Below are 16,027 nucleotides of genomic sequence, written 5' to 3'. Positions count from 1 at the left end.
TCAAGTTTCACAGAGAGCAGCCGATGCGCACTGATGCCGCCCAGATCGTCCGCCTTGAGGATTACCGGCCGAGCGATTTTCTCATTGAGCGGGTCGAGCTGGATTTCAAGCTCCATCCCGCGGCGACAAAGGTTACGGCAACGCTCTCCATGCGGCCCAATCCGGCCGGACGCTCGGATGTTCCTCTGGCGCTCGACGGCGACGAGGTGAATCTCAAATCGGTCGCTCTCGACGGCCGGATCCTGGAGGCCGGCGAGTTCGAGGCGCGCCCTGAATTGCTCACCATCTCCCAGCCTCCGCAGGGGCCGTTCCGGCTTACCATCGAGACGGAAATCAACCCGACGGCGAACACCAGGCTCATGGGGCTCTACCGGTCCAGCGGCAATTACTGCACGCAATGCGAAGCCGAAGGCTTCAGGCGCATCACGTATTTCCTCGACCGCCCCGACGTGCTGGCCGTCTACACCACACGCATCGAGGCCGAACTTGACGAGGCCCCGGTTCTGCTCGGCAACGGCAACCCGGTCGAGAGCGGCTCCGTCGCGGGTACGAGCCGGCACTACGCCGTCTGGCATGATCCTTTCCCGAAGCCGTCCTATCTCTTCGCGATTGTCGGCGGGCGCCTCGGCCGCGTCGCCAAACCGTTCACGACCATGAGCGGGCGGACAGTGGCGATCGCCGTCTACGTGGAGCCCGGCAAGGAAGACCGCGCCGGCTACGCGCTCGACGCTCTGGAGCGGTCCATGATCTGGGACGAGAAGGTCTTCGGCCGGGAATACGACCTCGACGTCTTCAACATCGTCGCGGTATCGGACTTCAACATGGGCGCCATGGAGAACAAGGGCCTCAACATCTTCAACGACAAATACGTCTTGGCGAGCCCCGAGACCGCGACCGACACGGATTACGCGAACATCGAAGCGATCATCGCTCACGAATATTTCCACAACTGGTCCGGGAATCGCGTGACCTGCCGCGACTGGTTCCAGCTCTGCCTAAAGGAGGGCCTGACGGTCTTCCGCGATCAGGAGTTCTCGTCCGACGAACGCTCACGCGCCGTGCACCGCATCGCGGAGGTGAAAACCTTGAGGGCGCGACAGTTCCTGGAGGATGCGGGTCCGCTGGCCCATCCGGTGCGGCCGAGCCAGTACCGTGAGATCAACAATTTCTACACCGCAACCGTCTATGAGAAGGGCGCCGAGATCGTCCGCATGCTCAAGACGCTGATCGGCGACGAGGATTTCCGGCGCGGCATGGATCTCTATTATGATCGATGCGACGGCACCGCCGCCACGGTCGAGGACTTCCTGAAGGCCTTTGCCGACGTGACCGGCCGTGACCTCTCGCACTTCGCCCGCTGGTATGGGCAGTCCGGCACGCCGTGCGTGAGCGTGCACGGCCAGTATGACGAGGCTGCGAAGACGTACCGGCTCGACTTCAAGCAGCATACCCTCCCGACCCCCGGCCAGCCGACAAAGGACCCGATGGTGGTCCCCGTCGCGCTCGGACTCGTGGCTCAGGACGGGCAGCCGATGGACGCAGAGTGCGAACGCGTTGATTCCCGTGGCGTGTTCGTGTTCGACAAGGCAGAGGACAGCATCGCGTTCACGGGCGTAGCATCGCGCCCCGTTCCTTCGGTCTTCCGCGGTTTTTCGGCGCCGGTGAAGGTCTCCCTCGACCTTTCGAACGAGGAACTCCTCATCCTGCTCCGGCACGACACCGATGCCTTCAACCGCTGGCAGGCGGCGCAGACGGTCGCGATGCGCATGCTCGTCTCCCTCTCGACAGGCACCCAGGCAAGCGATGAGGACATGGGCGCCCTGTCCTCCGCCTTCCGGGGCTTTGCACAATCGGACGCCCTGCGCGACCCTGCCTTCGCGGCGCTCGTCCTGACGCTTCCAAGCGAATCCGACATCGCCCAGGAGATCGGAAAGGATGTGGATCCCACCGCGATCCATCACGCCCGAAGAACCATGCGCCAGCATATTGGCAGGGCTTGTTTCGAGCCGTTGACGGATTTCCATCGTTCCCTTGCACGGGCGGAATCCTACAGCCCGGATGCGGCGAGCGCAGGGAGAAGGGCTCTGCGCAATGCCGCGCTCGATCTCCTGACCGCCGCCGATCCGCAAGCGGGGGAAAAGCTCGCAAGCGAACAGTTCGAGAAGGCCGGCAATATGACGGATCGGCTGGCGTCGTTGAACGTGCTCATGACCATTCCCGGCACGGTGCGCGAGAATGCCATTGCGAGCTTCGAGGAGCGTTACCGCAACGAACCGCTCGTTCTCGACAAGTGGTTCACCCTGCAGGCCGCGATCCCGGAGGACACGACTCTCGATCGCGTGAAGCGCCTGATGGAGCATCCTGCCTTCTCGATGAACAACCCGAACCGCGTGCGTTCCCTGATCGGAAGCTTCGCGATGCTCAACCAAGTACAGTTCAATCGGGAGGATGGAGCGGGCTACGCTTTTCTGGCCTCCATCGTGCTGCGGGCCGACGAGTTGAATCCCCAGCTTGCATCAAGGTTGCTCACCGCCTTCAGCACCTGGAGGATGATGGAGCCCATGCGCCGCGGCCACGCCCGTCGGGCGCTGCAGTCGATCGCTCAAAAATCGAATCTTTCCCGCGACGTGGGAGACATCGTGAATCGATCGCTTGAAGAAAGCCCGCTTCTCTGACAGCCAACCTGCGGCGTTGCGCCGCCACAGGTTATCCCAAGCTATCCCCAAATCGATGGGCAAATGAGAATTTTTTATTAACCAAACGGGCTCCATAGCTAGACAAATCACCTGCCCGTGATTCTATTGTTGGTGATTCGGAGAGATGCGGCACGTCCTCCGAACGAGGACAGTAACGGTTCCGGAGGGAGCATCGCATGGCGGGGGCGGTGACCGCATGCGTACCCGCACGCGCGGGTACGATTCTCGGGGTAGCGCGATCAGACGCAAACCCGGCCTATCGTCGGCTCGAGCAGTACGAATCCTTGCTCAGACTTGCCGTTCCGGCCGTTCTCATTCTCTTTCTCGTGACCCTGGTCGGCAGCGCTTGGATGCAGATCCGGGACGGGCGACGCGACACCATCCTCGATGCCATTCAGGACATCGACATCATCGCTTCGCTCTCGGCAGCGAAGCTCGCCAACCATCGCATCCCGAGCGACCGGGCGCAGGCCACCGCGCAGCTCGGCGAGCTCGCCAAGGAGATGCCGGCGAGCGCCCTCGGCCACAAGCGCAGCCTTATCCTGGTCAACCAGTCGGGAACGGTCCTGGCCACGTATCCGCAGGCCAGCAACGCCCCGCGGACATTGGCCGAGGTGCTCGGCGACGCGCAGCCCCTGGCATTGTTTGCCGACCGCGCAGGCGTGATGACGATCAGGATGCCCAACGGCAATGAGGGCATCGCAACCGTGCGGGCACTGCCCGCCTCCTCCAATCAGATCGCGATCGTTCAGCCCCTGCCCCACGTCCTTTCCGGCTGGTGGACGCGCACCATCGGACACGTCTCTCTTCTCGGTGCGACGATCATGGTGCTCGTCGGGATCGGCGTCGCCTACATGATGCAGGCCAACCGCGCCCGCGCGGCCGACGAGGTGTGCGAGAAGGTGCGCGACAGGATCGACTCGGCGCTGAACCGGGGGCGCTGCGGCCTGTGGGACTGGGACATCGGGCGCGGGCGCATCTACTGGTCGGATTCCATGTACGAGTTGCTCGGCTACGAACGGCAGGACGAATTCCTCTCCTTCGGGGAAGTCAACGCCATGATCCACCCCGAGGATCAGGATCTGTATACGCTCGCCGAGCAGCTGGCTTCCGCCACCACCTCTCTCGTCGATTACGAATTCCGTATCCGCAGCATCACGGGAGACTGGGTTTGGCTGCGCGCCCGTGCGGAGCTGATGAACGACCCGGACGATGCCGCGAGCCATCTCGTCGGCATCGCGGTCGACGTCACCGAGCAGCGGGGCCTGGAGGAAAAGACCGCTCGTGCGGATGCGCGCCTGCACGACGCCATCGAGGCGATCTCCGAAGCCTTCGTGCTGTGGGATGCCAACAACCATCTCGTGCTCTGCAATTCGAAGTTCCAGAAACTTCACGAGCTGCCGGCCGACGCCAATCTGCAGGGCAAGTCCTACGCGGAAGTGATGGCGCTCGGACGCCCGCCGGAGGTGCAGCACCAATTCCTGCGCCGCGAGCAGCAGGACGTGGGCGCGCGCACCTTCGAGGCGCGCCTGCAGGACGGCCGCTGGTTGCAGATCAACGAGCGCCGCACCAAAGACGGCGGCTACGTGTCGGTGGGTACGGACATCACGGCTCTCAAGCGTCATGAGCACCGCCTGGTCGAGTCCGAGAAGGAACTCATCGCCACGGTTCTCGACCTCAAGCAGTCGCGCCAAAAGCTCGAAGCGCAGACGCAGCAGCTCGCCGATCTCGCCGAGCGCTACCTCGACCAGAAGGCCCAGGCCGAGAGCGCCAACCGCGCCAAATCGGAATTCCTGGCCAACATGAGCCACGAGCTGCGCACGCCCCTCAACGCCATCATCGGCTTTGCCGAGGTCATGCAGAGCGGCATCTTCGGATCGCTCGGTTCGGAAAAGTACGAGGAATATTGCGCCGATATCCGCTCGAGCGGCGAATACCTCCTGTCGGTCATCAACGACATTCTCGACATGTCGCGCATCGAGGCAGGCCGCACGACGCTCAAGAAGCAGCCTCTGGAGATCCACTCGTCGATCCAGCGTGCGCTGAAGCTCGTCAGCGAGCAGACCAAGGCCAAGAACCTCTCCGTCACCGTCGACGTGACGCCCGATGACATCGTGGTGCCCGCCGATGAGCGCGCGCTCCACCAGATCCTCGTGAACCTGCTTCAGAATGCGACCAAATTCACGAGCGAGGGCGGCTGCATCACGGTGCGTACCCGTCTCGCGGGCGGCGCGGTCAACATCTACGTCGAGGACAACGGAATCGGCATTCCGGACCACGCCCTGCACAAGCTCGGGCAGCCTTTCGAGCAGGTCGAGACCGAGTTCTCGAAGAGCTACAAGGGATCGGGCCTCGGCCTCGCCATCGCCCGCTCGCTCGCCGAGCTTCATGGCGGCAGCCTCCGCATTAAGAGCCAGGAAGGCGTCGGCACCATCGTGCTCGTCCACCTGCCGCTGACGGAAGCCACGAACGCCCATATCGCTCTTGCGGACGCGGCTGCCTAAAGGTCCTCGTCATCCCCGGCCTGTGCCGGGGATCCGCGCCTTCCACGCGAGGGAGCCTAAGACGCGGATGGCCGCGACAAGCACGGCCATGACAGGAGGCCGAGAGCAGCAGATGGCAAGCGGTCAGCTCAGCACGCGGTCGTAGATCTCCCGAACATGCTCACGCGTCGCGTTCAGATGCGTCAGCAGGACCTTGGCATCGGGCAGCCCCGCAATCGTCGCGAGGCGCTTGAAGATGGCGGGCGGCACCCGGTCGGGATCGAAAGCGCCTTCGATCGTCAGCCGCTGCCACTGGAAGATGGCGTTGAACTGCCGGTGAGCCTCGATCAGGTCCGTTGCGTCCTCATCCGACATCAGGCCTGCCTTACAGGCCTCCTGGAACGTCGCTTCGGTCGGACATCCAAGGAGCGCGGCATGCCGGCTCGCATGCGCCAGAACGAGCGCCTGCGCGATGAAGTCGAGATCCGTCAGCCCACCTCTCGCGAGCTTGAGATCCCATGGATCGTCGTCGCCCTTCTCGCGAGCGATCAGGTCCCGCATCGATCGGACCTCGGACACCACATGTTCCGGGTCGCGCGCGGCGCCGACGATGCGGTTGATCGCCTCGCCGAGCGGCTCGGCGAAACCCGGATCGGCGAACAGGATGCGCGCGCGGGTGAGAGCCATGTGCTCCCAGAGCTCGGCTTCGGTCTGCTGGTAGGCGAGAAAGCCTTTGAACTGCGAAGCCACCGGTCCCTTGCCGCCCTGGGGTCTCAGACGAAGGTCCACCTCGTACAGAAGCCCGCGCCGGGTCGGCACGGTCAGCGCGGCGACAAGGCGCTGGGTGAGGCGCGTGTGATAGACGACGGCGTCGAGAGAGCGCGGCCCCGTGCTCTCGCGCCGCTCCTCGTCGAAATCGTAGATGAGGACCAAGTCGAGATCCGAACCGGCCGTCAGCTCCTTCGTGCCGAGGCGGCCCAGTCCGAGCACTGCCATCTTGGCGCCGGGTACCACGCCATGCTCGGCCTCGAACTCCCGGCGAACGCGCTCGACCGACGCGCGGATGGTGGCCGCCGCGATGGCGGCGTAGGCCTCACCCGCCTGCGCCGGGGAAATGATGCCGGAGAGAAGCCGCGCGCCCGTGATGAAACGCATCTGCCGGGCCGCGTCGCGGGCGCGGTCGAGGAAGTCCTCGTAGTTCTCGGGATTGCCGATGATCTGCAGCAGCTGTTCCTCGATCGCCGATTCATCCACCAGCGGAATGCCGAAGGCAGGGTCGATGAGCACGTCGAGCACATGCGGGGATTGCGCCACCGTGTTGGCAAGCCGAGGAGCCGTGCCGAGGAGATCCGCGAAGCGAAGGCGCAGCTTGTCGTGGGATTGCAGGATGGTGAGGAGTTCGACGGCGGCCGGCATGCGCCCGAACGCGGCGTCGAGAGCCGCCAATGCGGCATCGGGATCCGCCGTGCCCCCCAGGGCCGACAGCAGCGCCGGCGTGAGCTCGGTCAGCACCTCGCGCGCTCGCGCGCTCGTGATGGCGGCGCGGCGCCCGAAATGCCATCCCCGAACGGTCTCGGCCGTTTTCTCCGGCTCGCGGAAGCCCATGCGCCGCAAGGTTGCGAGGGTTTCCGGATCGTCGCTGACGCCGGTGAAAACCAGGCTCCCCACGTCGGAGGCGAGCTCCGGCCCCTCCTCGAAGAGCAGGGCGTAATGGCCCTGCACGATCCTGGCCTGATCCGTCAGGGCCTTCGAGAATGCCTCGAGGTTGGAATAGCCGCAGAACCCGGCGAAGCGCTTGAGCTCATCCTCGTCGGAAGGAAGCCGCTGGGTCTGCTCATCGGCGACCATCTGCAGCCGGTGCTCGATGGTCCGGAGGAAGCGATAGGCATGGGACAGCTCATCGCGCGCCTGCGCGGTGATCCAGCCTTCGTTGTGCAGCTCGACCAGCATCTCGAGGGTGCGCCGTCCCCGGAGCGCGGGCCGTCTGCCGCCGAACACGAGCTGCTGCGTCTGCACGAAGAACTCGATCTCGCGAATGCCGCCGCGTCCGAGCTTGATGTCGTGCCCCGCCACCGCGATCTCATCGTGCCCGCGCACCGCATGGATCTGCCGCTTCATGGCATGAACGTCGGCGATGGAGGCGAAATCGAAATACTTGCGCCAGATGAAGGGCCGCAGCTCGGCGAGGAAGGTCTCGCCCAGCGTGAGATCGCCCGCGACGGGCCGGGCCTTGATGAAGGCCGCGCGCTCCCAGTTCTGCCCGAGCGTCTCGTAATAGACATAGGCCGACGCCAGGGACATGGCCGTGGGCGTCGAACCGGGATCGGGCCGCAGGCGATAATCGACGCGGTGGACATACCCGTCGGGCGTCCGCTCCTGCAGCAGCCGGGCCAGTTGCTGGGCGATGCGGGTGTAGATGGTCGTCGCCTCGGCCCCTTCCTTCACCGCCTGCGTCTGCGGATCGAAGAAGATGACGAGGTCGATGTCGCTCGAATAGTTGAGCTCCCCTGCCCCGTGCTTGCCCAGCGCCAGCACGGTGACGCCCGAGCCCTCGCCGGGCGCATCCGGGTTCTGGAGCGTGATGCGGCCGAGATCCGCGGTTTCCGTGAGGATCAGATTCAAGCCGCCGGACACGGAGGCATCCGCGAAGGCGGACAGAGCCTGCGTAACCTCCTCCGTGCGCCAGAGCCCCCCGATGTCGGCAAGGGCCACGAGAAGCGCATGGGCGCTGCGGTTGCGCCGGAAGGCCCGCACCGCCTCGTCTCGGGTCATCTCGCCCGCGCGCACGCGGCGGAACAGGGTGCCCTGATCGTCCACGATGGAAGCATGAACGGCCTCCGGCGCCTCCAGCGCCAGCCTCGCCGTGCGGGCCGGATCGGACAGAACGAGTTGCCAGAGAAAAGGCGAGTAATCGGCAAGAGCCACGAGAAGATCGCGGAAGAGACCTGCCTCGAGGCGGGGCAGAAGCGCGGCCGCCTCCGGAACCTCGCGGACGCGCTCCATGAGATCCGCCAGCCCGGCCTCGGCCTTCTTGAGATCGGAAACGGGCGGGGCCTGCGTCAGGCGGTCGATCAGGGAGCGGTTTTGGTCCGGCACAGTCAATCCATCCAGGTCGTGTGATGAGCTGAGTGTTCATGCCGCCGCGCCAGAGGCAACCGAAAAGTGAGCCGGCTCCCCCACCGGGATCAGGCGGCGGACGGCAGGACCGCCTGCGGGACGGGCGCCTCCTTCAACGGCAGGATCAGCACGACGCGCAGTCCGGGCGCGTTGTCTTCCAGCACAAGCCGCCCCTCGTGAAGCCGCGCCACGGCCGCGGCAAGGCTGAGCCCGAGACCGAACCCCGGGCGCGAGCGGGCTGTTTCCAGCCGCACGAAGCGTTCCAGCACATGGCTGCGCTCCTCCTCCGGGATTCCTGGACCGCGATCCGCCACGACGATCCTCGCCTCCTGGCCGACGCGCTGGGCCGACACGGTGATCGTCTGCGTGCTGCCATCGGGAGCGGCGCCGTATTTGAGGGCATTGTCGAGGAGATTGGCCATGGCCTGGCCCAGCAACTCGCGGCTGCCGTGGATCGGCAGCCCACTCTCGCCGCTCTCGACGGAAACGTCGAGGGTGACGCCAACCTCTTCCGCCACCGCCTCGTAGAGTTCGGCCACGTCCCGCACGGCCTCCGCCGCATCGAACTCGGCGAGAGCCTCGCGGGCGTTGCCCGCCTCGAGCCGCGCGATCATGAGAAGCGCGTTGAAGATGCGGATGAGGTTGTCGCTCTCCTCGATGGTGGCTTCGAGCGCGGCTTTCAGTTCGTCGGGGGTTCTGGCCGTCCGCAGCGCCTCGTCGGCCTTGTTGCGCAGACGCGTGAGCGGAGTCTTCAGGTCGTGGGCGATGTTGTCGGAAACCTCGCGCATGCCGCGCATCAGCTCGCCGATGCGGTCGAGCATGTCGTTGAGGTTCTGCGCGAGGCGGTCGAGCTCGTCGCCCGTCCCGGCGATCTTCAGCCGCCCGCCGAGATCGCCCGCCATGATGTCGCGCGTGATGTCGGTCATGTCGTCGACGCGCTTGAGCACGCGCCGCGCGATGAACCAGCTGCCCAGGCAGCCGAGAACGCCGATGAACAGCAGGGAATAGCCGATGGCCCGGTGGATGACGTCGCGCAGGCGGATGCGCTCTTCGATGTCGCGTCCGACCAGCAGACGAAAGCCGCCCGGCAGGAGATAGACGCGCACGAGCGCAACGTTGGGTTTGGTGTCCGTCTCGTCCGTGCGGTTGTAGAGGGTCTCGAACTGCCCCACGCGATCGATCACGCCCGGAGGCAGGGCCCCGACATTGCCGGCGACCCGCTCCCCGAGTTCGGTGGTGACGAGATAGAGCGAAGCGCCCGGCGTGCGGGAGCGCCGGTCGACCACGTTCACCAGACGCCGGAGCCCTCCGTTCCTGTATTGCTGCGCCAATCCGTCGATCTCGGTCTCGATCGTCGAGACGAACTGGTCGGTCAGCACCTTCTCGGCGCTCCAGGCGACATAGCCCAGCGTCACGAAGGCGAAGAGCGTGAAGACGACGAGATACGCGAAGGACAGTTTGAACGCGGTGGTCCGGAAGAGCTTGCCGAGGCCGGTCATGCGGAAACGCTCATTCCTCATCCTCCACCGAGCCCACGCGCACCATGTAGCCGGCACCGCGGATAGTATGGATGAGCGGCTTGTCGAAGCCCTTGTCGATCTTGGAGCGCAGGCGCGAGACGTGAACGTCGATCACGTTGGTCTGGGGATCGAAGTGGTAATCCCACACGTGCTCCAGCAGCATCGTGCGCGTGACGACCTGGTTGGCGTTCTTCATCAGGTATTCGAGCAGCCTGTACTCGCGCGGCTGCAGCACGATCTCGTGGCCCGAGCGCGTCACGCGGTGGGACAGGCGGTCGAGTTCGAGATCGGCGACACGATAGACGGTGGGCTCGCTGCTGGGCGCGGAGGCGCGGCGCCGCGAGAGAACCTCGACGCGGGCCAGAAGCTCGGAGAAGGCATAGGGCTTCGGGAGATAGTCGTCGCCGCCCGCGCGCAGGCCCTTCACGCGGTCATCGACCTGGCCAAGGGCGGAGAGAATGAGAACCGGCGTCTCGACCTTCTGCTCGCGCAGGGAGCGGATGAGGGAGAGGCCGTCGAGCTTCGGCAGCATGCGGTCGACCACGAGCACATCGTAATCCCCCGCCTCGGCCATGGCGTAACCGTCCAGCCCGTCGGCGGCATGGTCCGCCACATGGCCGGTCTCGCGAAACGCCTTCACCAGGTAGGCGGCTGCCTCTTTGTCGTCCTCGATGATGAGAATCCGCATGGCCTACCTGTACGCAATTGAAGCCCGACGGCGGACCGGCCCTGGAGGGGGGAAGGCCGATCCGCCGCGGGCAGAAGACACCAGGTGTCGGGGGCAATCAACATTTAAGATCCTGGTGTCTTGTTCGTCACCGAAGGATCAGACGCCCTTCGGCTGGCTGGCGACCTCGAGGGTCACCGTCCGTTCCTTGCCCTCGCGCCAGAGCGTCAGGGACAGGGTCTTGCCCGGCGCGACCTGGGCGACCTTGCGGGACAGGTCCTTGGCCTCGTTGATGGGCTGGCCGTCCACCGCGATGATGGTGTCGCCCGTGCGCACGCCGGCCTTCGCGGCGGGACCGTCCTTGATCGTCTCGGCCACGAGGGCGCCCTTCGCCTCCTTGAGGCCGATCGCCTCCGCGATCTCCTTGGTCACCGGCTGCATCTGCACGCCGATGAAACCGCGGGTCACGCTGCCGTTCTCCTTGAGCGAGGCGACGATCTGCTCCACCGTGCTCGCCGGAATGGCGAACGCGATGCCGACATTGCCGCCGGAGGGCGAGAAGATCGCCGTGTTCACGCCCACGACCTCGCCGGAGAGGTTGAAGGTCGGGCCACCAGAGTTGCCCTTGTTCACCGAAGCGTCGATCTGGATGAAGTCGTCGTAAGGACCGGCCCCGATGTCACGGTGCTGAGCCGACACGATACCGGCCGTCACGGTGCCGCCGAGTCCGAAGGGATTGCCGATGGCAACCACCCAGTCGCCGATGCGAGCCTTCTGGGAGGCCAGACGGACATAGGGGAAGTCGCTGCCTTCGACCTTCAGCAGGGCGAGGTCGGTCTTGGGATCGGTTCCGATCACCTTGGCGTCGAGAACCTTGCCGTCGTCCATGGTCACCTGCACCTCGGACGCATTGTCGACCACGTGGTTGTTGGTCACCACATAGCCGTCGGCCGACACGAAGAACCCGGATCCCAGGGCCTGGCCGAACTGGCGCGGACGCTGCGAACGGGGGCCACGATCGCCGCGCTCGCCGTCGCGGAACTGACGGAAGAAGCGCTCCATCGGGTGGCCGGGAGGCAGATCCGGCATGGAGAATTGCGGGCCATCGTCGTCGTCGCGATCGGCCACGTTCTGCACCTTGACCTTCACGGCCACGACGGCGGGCTTCACCCGCTCGATCACGTCCGCGAAGGACGGCACGTTCTGGATCGGCTGCGACATGGAGCGCAGCTCGGCATGGGCAGGACCGGGAACGACGAGCCCGCTTTGGACGGCGCCGCCCGCCATCAGGGCCGCGACGGCCGCAGCGCCGAGCCATTTCGCGGTCCGATTGCGGATGGGAGTAGAAACCTTGTCCGACATCTCTTCTCTCCTGAAAGAACCTTTGACGGTTCGTATTGGGAGGAAGATGGGGTTTCGCGCCTTACTGCACTCTCACGGCAAGATGAAATGTTGGTAAGGTTTGATCAGGAGGTCGGTCTGTCCCGTTTGAGCAGCGCCTCCAGGGCCTTCTGCTCCTCCTCGTCCAGGCGCGCCTGCGCCTGCGGACGCTGCCGGAGGGCCGCGTAGGCCCCGATGCCGCCCAGGACGAGGACCAGGACAGGCGTGAGCCACAGCAGCAGGGTGTGGGCGCTGAAGGTGGGCTTGAGCAGAACGAATTCGCCATAGCGCTGCACCAGGAAGTCGTGGATCTGCTGGTCGCTGTCGCCGGCCACGAGACGCTCGCGGACGAGCAGCCGCAGGTCCTTGGCGAGCTGCGCGTCGGAATCGTCGATGGATTGGTTCTGGCAGACCAGGCAGCGCAGGCCCGAGGAGATCTCTCGCGCGCGCTTCTCCAGGGCGGGATCCTTCAGCACCTCGTCAGGCTGCACGGCCAGAGCCGACAGGCTGAACACCAGGGCCGTCAACAGGGCAAGAACAAACCGCATTGCTCACTCCGCAGGAACGGGCGCGCCCGGGGCCATCTTGGCCCGCGCCGGAGCGCCGATCCGCAGCCGCCGGTCCGTCAGGGACACGCCGCCGCCCAGGGCCATCACCAGCGCCCCGATCCAGATCAGCAGCACCAGGGGCTTGTAGTAGATCCGCACCCCCACCGAGCCGTCCGCCTGCACCTCGCCCAGGCTCACATAAACCTGGCCGAGGCCGACGGTCATGATGCCGGCTTCCGTCGTCGGCATGCCGCGGGTCACGTAGAGGCGCTTCATGCTCTCGAGGGAGCCGAGCTCATGGCCCTGCCGGAAGATCGTGAAGACCGCCACGTCCTCCCGGTAGTTCGCCTCGATGCGGGGCACGACGCGCTCGAGCCGGGCTTCGTAGTCGCCCGCCTTGATCCGGTCGCCGATCTTGACCGTTGCCAAGCCTTCGACGCCCCAGGCCGTGGCCGCGATGCCGATGACCGTCAGGCCCACGCCCGCATGGGCCAGCACCGCGCCCCAGGTGGAGCGCGGCAGGCCGGCGGCCTTGCGCCAGGCTACGGCCAGGGGCGCTCCCCTGGACCAGGAGCGCGTCACGATCTCGTTGAGCGAGCCCAGCACCAGATAGACGCCGAGGCCGATCCCGAGGGGCGCCGCGACGGGTCCGCCATGCGCGATGGCGAACATCGCCATCGTGGCGAGGAGCGAGAGGCCGAGCACCGCATAGAGGCGCTGCGCGGTGCCGAGGAAGTTGCCGCGTTTCCAGGCGAGCGTCTGCCCGAGGGGCAGCAGCAGCAGCAGCGGAACGATCAGCGGCAGGAAGGTGAAATTGAAGAACGGCGCGCCCACGGAAATCTTCTCGCCGGTCACGACCTCCAGCGCCAGCGGGTAGAGCGTGCCGATCAGAACCGTTGCGCAGGCGGTCGCCAGGAACAGGTTGTTCACCACGAGCGCGCCCTCGCGTGAGACGGGAGCGAACAGACCGCCCTGCTTGAGCAGCGGCGCGCGCCAGGCGAAGAGCGCCAGCGACCCGCCGATGAACAGGATGAGGATGCCGAGGATGAAGGTGCCGCGCTCCGGATCGACCGCGAAGGAATGCACGGAGGTCAGCACGCCCGAGCGCACCAGGAAGGTGCCGAGCAGGGACAGGGAGAAGGTGAGGATGGCCAGAAGGATCGTCCAGACCTTGAGCGCGTCGCGCTTCTCCATGACGACCGTGGAATGCAGAAGCGCCGTGCCCGCGAGCCACGGCATGAGCGAGGCGTTCTCCACCGGATCCCAGAACCACCAGCCGCCCCAGCCGAGCTCGTAATAGGCCCAGTACGACCCCATGGCGATGCCGAGCGTCAGGAAGGCCCAGGCGCCGAGGGTCCAGGGGCGGACGATGCGCGCCCACACGGCATCGATCCGCCCGTCGATCAGCGCCGCGATGGCGAAGGCGAACGAGATCGAGAAGCCGACATAGCCGATGTAGAGAAGCGGCGGATGGATCGCGAGGCCGGGATCCTGAAGCAGCGGGTTGAGGTCCTGCCCCTCGGCGGGAGCCGGGATGATACGCGTGAAGGGATTGGACGTGAGCAGGATGAAGAGCAGGAACGCGATGGTGATCGCGCCCTGAACGGCGAGCGTGTTGGCCTGCAACTTCAGCGGGATGCTGTTCCTGGCGAGGGCCACCACGGCCCCGAACAGGGCGAGGATCAGGATCCACAGCAGCATGGAGCCCTCGTGGTTACCCCACACCCCCGAGAGCTTGTAGATGAGCGGCTTTGCCGAATGCGAGTTCTCGACCACGTTCACGACCGAGAAGTCGGAGGTCACGTAGGCGACCGTCAGCGCCAGGAACGCGAACGCGATGCAGCCGAAGACGGCGAGCCCCGTGGTGCGCCCCACCGACATCAGAACCGGATCGTTCGTGCGCGCTCCCCAGAACGGCACGATCGTCTGGATCAGGGATAACCCGAGCGCCAGCGCAAGCGCGAAATGTCCAGCCTCGACGAACACCGGGTTCTCCCTCTTTACTGCGTCTTCGGCGCGGCGTTGGCCTCACCCTGCCAGTGCCCCTGCTTCTTCAGGGTATCGGCGACCTCGCGCGGCATGTAGTTCTCGTCGTGCTTGGCGAGGACGGAATCGGCCCGGAACACGGTCGCGCTCTCCAGCACGCCCTCCGCCACGATGCCCTGCCCCTCGCGGAACAGGTCGGGCAGCAGACCCTTGTAGTGCACCTGGATCGCGCTCTGCGCATCCATCACCTCGAAGGTGATCCTCTGGTCGCCGCCGCGCTGGACGGAGCCTTCCTTCACCAGGCCGCCGAGGCGCAGGCGCGTGCCCGGCTGCACGTTCTTGGCCTGGATGTCCGCCGGCGAGTTGAAGAACACGATGGTGTCGTTCATGGCGTAGAGCACAAGACCGAGGGCGATCGCCAGGATGCCGCCCGCGAAGCCGATCAGGGTCAGACGTCTTTGCTTTCTGGTCATGGTTCCGCGTCAGTCAGTTTCAGCTCGCGCGCCATCGCGTCGACGGTCTTCAGCCCGGCCTCGTCCTGCGCCAGCGCCTGCCGGGCGCGTTCGGCCGTGGCCTTGGCCTTGTCGCGCTGCCCGAGAACCGCATAGGAACGGATCAGACGCGCCCATTCGTCGGGAGAGCCGCCCTGGGTCTCAAGGCGCTCCGCCAGCCCCGACACCATGCGGGCTATGTCGCCCGCTCCTATCTGGGGAGCATTGTCCTGCTCGGCAACGGGTGGCTCGACGCCGAGCCCGGCCAGGCGCTGCCTCACCACATTGGCCCAAGGCGCACCCTCCGGCGACTCGGCGAGAAGCTCGGAATAGGCCTGCTTGGCCTTGTCCATCTGTCCGTCCTGCTCGGCCGCAACGGCCAGATAATAGCGCGCCTTCGGGGAGCTTTTGTCCAGCTTCACCGCCTGCTCGAAAATCTTCTGGGCCTCCGAGGACACGAGACCGTCCTTGGCGAGCACCATGACTTCAGCCCAGTTCGACAGCCGGTCCGCGCTGGGGCCGAGAGAGCGGACGGCCGCCTCGTAGGCCTTCACCGCATCCTCGACCCGGCCCATGCGGAGATAGACCGGAGCCACCACTTCCCAGCCGCGGCCGTCCTGCGGGTTCTGGGCGAGATGGGTCTCGATCTGCGAGACCGCCGCCAAGAGGTCGAGCCTTTCGCCCTGAGCCTGGGCCTGCTCCTTCGGGGGATGCGTCAGGAGATGCGGCGAACCGTAGGCGCCGTAGAGCGCGAGCGCGATGATCGGGATCGCCGACAGGGCGAGCGTGGAGGCGGCCCGGCGGCGGCGCAGGGCCGGTTCGCCCAAGTTCGTGAAGGCATTCGCCGTCATGCCGGTGGCGCGAAGAAGACGGCGTGCGGCCTCGGTTCTGGCGGCCTCGGCCTCGCTGGCCTGGAGCACGCCGCGCTCGCGGTCCCGCTCGATCTCGGCGATCTGCTCGCGATAGAACTGCGTATCCGGGTCCAGCTGCTCCGCCGTGATCGCGCGGTGGCGCGACAGCGGCCAAAGGACCGCCATCACGGCTGCCGCCGTCATCAGCAGGAGTATGATCCAGATCACCATGACACCCCAATTACTCCGAGTCCCCGTCAAGCACGACGGTGGCACGGTGTCACGCGT

Annotated in this window: 10 protein-coding genes; 2 read left to right on the top strand and 8 right to left on the bottom strand. The window is 65.9% G+C overall.

Translation table 11 applies throughout. The features are described from left to right. The first annotated feature begins 23 nt into the window (after nucleotides 1-23). Entirely contained in the window at nucleotides 24-2,675 is a 2,652-nt protein-coding gene (gene pepN / locus E4K09_RS13215; protein ID WP_134497692.1) for an aminopeptidase N, read from the top strand. 197 nt (nucleotides 2,676-2,872) lie between these two features. Beyond that, entirely contained in the window at nucleotides 2,873-5,200 is a 2,328-nt protein-coding gene (locus E4K09_RS13210) for a PAS domain-containing sensor histidine kinase (RefSeq protein ID WP_134497690.1), read from the top strand. Nucleotides 5,201-5,323: 123 nt separating this feature from the next. On the opposite strand, the gene E4K09_RS13205 is transcribed toward E4K09_RS13210, so the two are convergent. The 8 genes from E4K09_RS13205 to ccmI form a co-directional block, all read right to left on the bottom strand. Next, complete coding sequence (locus tag E4K09_RS13205) at nucleotides 5,324-8,275, bottom strand: bifunctional [glutamine synthetase] adenylyltransferase/[glutamine synthetase]-adenylyl-L-tyrosine phosphorylase (RefSeq protein WP_134497688.1); 2,952 nt, start codon at nucleotides 8,273-8,275, stop codon at nucleotides 5,324-5,326. Nucleotides 8,276-8,364: 89 nt separating this feature from the next. Further along, nucleotides 8,365-9,795 (bottom strand): HAMP domain-containing sensor histidine kinase, encoded by a 1,431-nt coding sequence (locus tag E4K09_RS13200; protein WP_193557280.1) that lies wholly within the window; start codon nucleotides 9,793-9,795, stop codon nucleotides 8,365-8,367. A gap of 10 nt (nucleotides 9,796-9,805) precedes the next feature. Continuing rightward, nucleotides 9,806-10,504, bottom strand: a complete 699-nt coding sequence (locus E4K09_RS13195; protein ID WP_134497684.1) for a winged helix-turn-helix domain-containing protein — start codon at nucleotides 10,502-10,504, stop codon at nucleotides 9,806-9,808. A 138-nt stretch (nucleotides 10,505-10,642) separates the two neighbouring features. Further along, nucleotides 10,643-11,845, bottom strand: coding sequence for a S1C family serine protease (locus tag E4K09_RS13190; RefSeq protein WP_134497682.1), 1,203 nt, complete (start codon nucleotides 11,843-11,845; stop codon nucleotides 10,643-10,645). 104 nt (nucleotides 11,846-11,949) lie between these two features. Beyond that, on the bottom strand, nucleotides 11,950-12,411 hold the full coding sequence (locus E4K09_RS13185; protein ID WP_134497680.1) for a cytochrome c-type biogenesis protein: 462 nt from the start codon (nucleotides 12,409-12,411) through the stop codon (nucleotides 11,950-11,952). A 3-nt stretch (nucleotides 12,412-12,414) separates the two neighbouring features. Then, a complete protein-coding gene (locus tag E4K09_RS13180; RefSeq protein ID WP_134497678.1) occupies nucleotides 12,415-14,397 on the bottom strand; it encodes a heme lyase CcmF/NrfE family subunit in 1,983 nt (660 codons plus the stop codon). Between the two features lie 14 nt (nucleotides 14,398-14,411). Further along, entirely contained in the window at nucleotides 14,412-14,870 is a 459-nt protein-coding gene (ccmE, locus tag E4K09_RS13175; protein WP_134497676.1) for a cytochrome c maturation protein CcmE, read from the bottom strand. Continuing rightward, entirely contained in the window at nucleotides 14,867-15,970 is a 1,104-nt protein-coding gene (ccmI, locus tag E4K09_RS13170) for a c-type cytochrome biogenesis protein CcmI (protein ID WP_134497674.1), read from the bottom strand. The genes ccmE and ccmI overlap by 4 nt, the downstream gene beginning before the upstream one ends. Nucleotides 15,971-16,027: the final 57 nt, after the last annotated feature.

This window comes from Microvirga pakistanensis, from assembly GCF_004458765.1.
GTDB lineage: Bacteria > Pseudomonadota > Alphaproteobacteria > Rhizobiales > Beijerinckiaceae > Microvirga > Microvirga pakistanensis.
The sequence above is the reverse complement of the archived record's forward strand: the minus strand, read 5'-3'. Positions and strand labels throughout refer to the sequence as shown.